Genomic DNA, 2,623 nt, shown 5'->3' with positions numbered 1-2,623 from the left:
TCGCTGCACAGGTAGTACGACTGGTCAAAGTGGCTGGCCTGCCACACGGTGTAGACGATGTGCCGTCCGGTGCGTCCGGGCGCGCTGACCGGGATCTGGATCGAGACACCACCGGTGTCCGAGTCCCACTGCGAGGCCGGGGTGTTACCGATCTGACCGGCCAACTCCAGGTTGCCCCAGCCGAGCGGTTGGGTGGTGGAGTTGAAGCCCTGCTTGGTCACGTACACCCGGATGTAGTCGGCGCCGTGACTGGCCTGGTCGAAGAAACGCAGCCGGAAGTTGTTCGACACCGAGGTGGCCTTCCAGGCGCCGACGGTGTCCAGCGCGTTGTAGCGGGGGCTCTGGGTGCGTCCGCCGCTGCACAGCTGCCCGTCGGGGACGGCGGCCTGGTGGTTGCCCCCCACGCCCTCGCGGAACAGGCCGTTCCAGTTCCACATGGCGGCGGGGTCGGCCTGCCAGGCCTGCCAGCACATCGGGTCCTCGGTGGCCATTTGAGGGTTCTGGAAGTCGCCGCCCCACCGTTGCCAGCAGCTGTAGTTGCGTGAGGCCGGGTCGACGACCGAGCCGTGCGCCGAGGCGGGCTTGGTCAGCACGGTGGTCAGTGCGGTCGTCAACAGGAGCGTGGTGGTCGCCACGATGGCGAACAGCCAGAGCACGCGTCGTGATCGGGTGAGAGTGGACATGGAGCCCCCGGGGGGATGAGGTCGGACGTCGACACCCGGATCGCCGGGAGTTGCCCACTCCCGTGCCTCATCGCTGGCTCTGGCGATGGCTATACCCGGCACGATGCCAGCTTGATCGTCACACGTCAATGGGTTCGCGTCGCATCGGCGTGTGCGGAATGCCATCCTCGACGTACTCGGGGCCGCTCACCGCGAAGCCGTGCCGGGCGTAGAACGCGACCAGGTGCGACTGCGCCTCCAGCACGCACTGCCGGTTGCCCACCACCTCCAGCGCCGCGCTCATCAGCCGCCCGGCGTGTCCGCCGCCGCGCGCTGCCGGGGCCACCACCACCCGACCGATCCGGGCGATGCCGTCCGGGTCGGCCAGGATCCGCAGGTACGCCAGCGGCGCGCCGCCGTCGGTGAGCCAGAGGTGCCGGGTGCCCGGCTCGACGTCGCGCCCGTCGAGTTCCGGGTACGGGCAGTTCTGCTCCACCACGAACACGTCGATGCGCAGTTTGAGCAGGTCGTGGAAGGTGCGGGTGTCCAGGTCGGCGAAGGAGGCCGTCCGGATCTCGGTGGTCTGCTGGGGCATCCGCCGATGGTAGGTCGGTGGTGCGGGCGTGCTCAGGCCGGGCGGGCGCCGACGGCGTCGCGGACCTCGGCACCCACCGCGCCCTCGACGGCGCGGGCACAGTGCGCGCAGCAGAAGAAGCGGCCGTTGACTTCGACGCCGTGCCCGACGATCTTGATCTGGCAGTGTTCGCAGATCGGTGCCATCCGGTGGATCGCGCATTCGAACGAGTCGAAGGTGTGCACGTCGCCGCTGACGGTGTGCACCTCGAACGCCATCCAGTAGTCGTTGCCGCAGACCTCGCAGGTTGCCACCGAAAACCTCCATTAAGTGAACAAGTGCCTACAGAATCCCCCAGTCCGCCGCGACGTGGGGCGGAACGTCGATGCCCTGACCGCACTGGCGGCGTGTCGGTCTCGGCGTGTTGCCCGTTATGCCGGGTGAACCGCCGCAACCCCCGGAGGATCACCGTGATCAAGCGCAACAAACTCTTCGGCAACCAGACCCGGGTCACCTTCTGCCTGCCCCGTGGTGTCCCGCCCGGCCCGGTGAGCGTCGTCGGCTCCTTCAATGGCTGGCAGCCGGGTCGCCACGAGTTGACGGCCCGCCGCGACGGCACCAGGACGGTGACCGTGAAGCTGCCGCCGGGGGAGCACCGGTTCCGTTACCTCGGCACCGGCGGCGTCTGGTTGGACGACGAGTCAGCCGATCAGGTCGACGACCGGGGCAGCCTGCTCCGGCTCTGACAAGAAAACCGTCACCATCGATGTATTTATCGATGGAGGTCTTTACTGTTAACAATGTTTAAATTACGTTGAGGGCACCTCACCGCACCTGAAGAAGGAGCTGCCCGATGCGTCGAAGAATCACCGTCCCGCTGGTGGCGGCGGGCGCTGTCGCCGCCACCCTCACCGTCGCCGCCCCCGCGCAGGCGCACGGCTACGTCTCCGCCCCACCGAGCCGCCAAGCGCTCTGCGCGCAGGGCCGGGTGCCCGACTGCGGGCAGATCAAGTACGAGCCGCAGAGCGTCGAAGGGCCAAAGGGCCTGCGCAGCTGCAATGCCGGAATCGCCCAGTTCGCCGTTCTCAACGACGACAGTCGGGGCTGGCCGGCCACCTCGGTGGGCAGCTCGCTCACCTTCACCTGGGTGAACACCGCCCGGCACGCCACCAGCAACTGGGAGTACTGGATCGGCAACACCCGGGTCGGCGTGGTCAACGGCAACGGCCAGCAGCCGGGCGCCACGGTGTCGCACAACGTCAACCTCGGCGGCTTCACCGGCCGGCAGAAGGTCCTCGCGGTGTGGAACATCTCCGACACGGCGAACGCCTTCTACTCCTGCATCGACGTGCAGATCGGCGGCGGCGGGTCGAACCCGACCCCCATC

Annotated in this window: 5 protein-coding genes; 2 read left to right on the top strand and 3 right to left on the bottom strand. The window is 68.1% G+C overall.

Annotation, left to right across the window (positions count from 1 at the left end):
- From DLJ59_RS04820 to DLJ59_RS04810, 3 genes are all read right to left on the bottom strand, one after another.
- A partial coding sequence (locus tag DLJ59_RS04820) for a lytic polysaccharide monooxygenase auxiliary activity family 9 protein (protein WP_148096929.1) occupies positions 1–683 on the bottom strand: 683 nt, incomplete at its 3' end.
- Between the two features lie 118 nt (positions 684–801).
- The gene (locus tag DLJ59_RS04815) at positions 802–1,257 is read right to left on the bottom strand and encodes a GNAT family N-acetyltransferase (protein WP_124771301.1); all 456 of its coding nucleotides are present in this window, start codon (positions 1,255–1,257) and stop codon (positions 802–804) included.
- A 32-nt stretch (positions 1,258–1,289) separates the two neighbouring features.
- Positions 1,290–1,550 carry a Prokaryotic metallothionein gene (locus DLJ59_RS04810; protein ID WP_124771300.1) on the bottom strand — a complete coding sequence of 87 codons (261 nt, stop codon included), beginning with the start codon at positions 1,548–1,550 and terminating at the stop codon, positions 1,290–1,292.
- Between the two features lie 156 nt (positions 1,551–1,706).
- On the opposite strand from DLJ59_RS04810, the gene DLJ59_RS04805 reads away from it, so the two are divergent.
- Positions 1,707–1,982, top strand: coding sequence for an isoamylase early set domain-containing protein (locus DLJ59_RS04805; RefSeq protein WP_124771299.1), 276 nt, complete (start codon positions 1,707–1,709; stop codon positions 1,980–1,982).
- A gap of 107 nt (positions 1,983–2,089) precedes the next feature.
- A partial coding sequence (locus DLJ59_RS04800; RefSeq protein WP_124771298.1) for a lytic polysaccharide monooxygenase auxiliary activity family 9 protein occupies positions 2,090–2,623 on the top strand: 534 nt, incomplete at its 3' end.

It is taken from the genome of Micromonospora inaquosa (genome assembly GCF_003857055.1).
GTDB classification, from domain to species: domain Bacteria; phylum Actinomycetota; class Actinomycetes; order Mycobacteriales; family Micromonosporaceae; genus Micromonospora; species Micromonospora inaquosa.
This window is presented reverse-complemented; position numbering and strand designations above follow the sequence as displayed.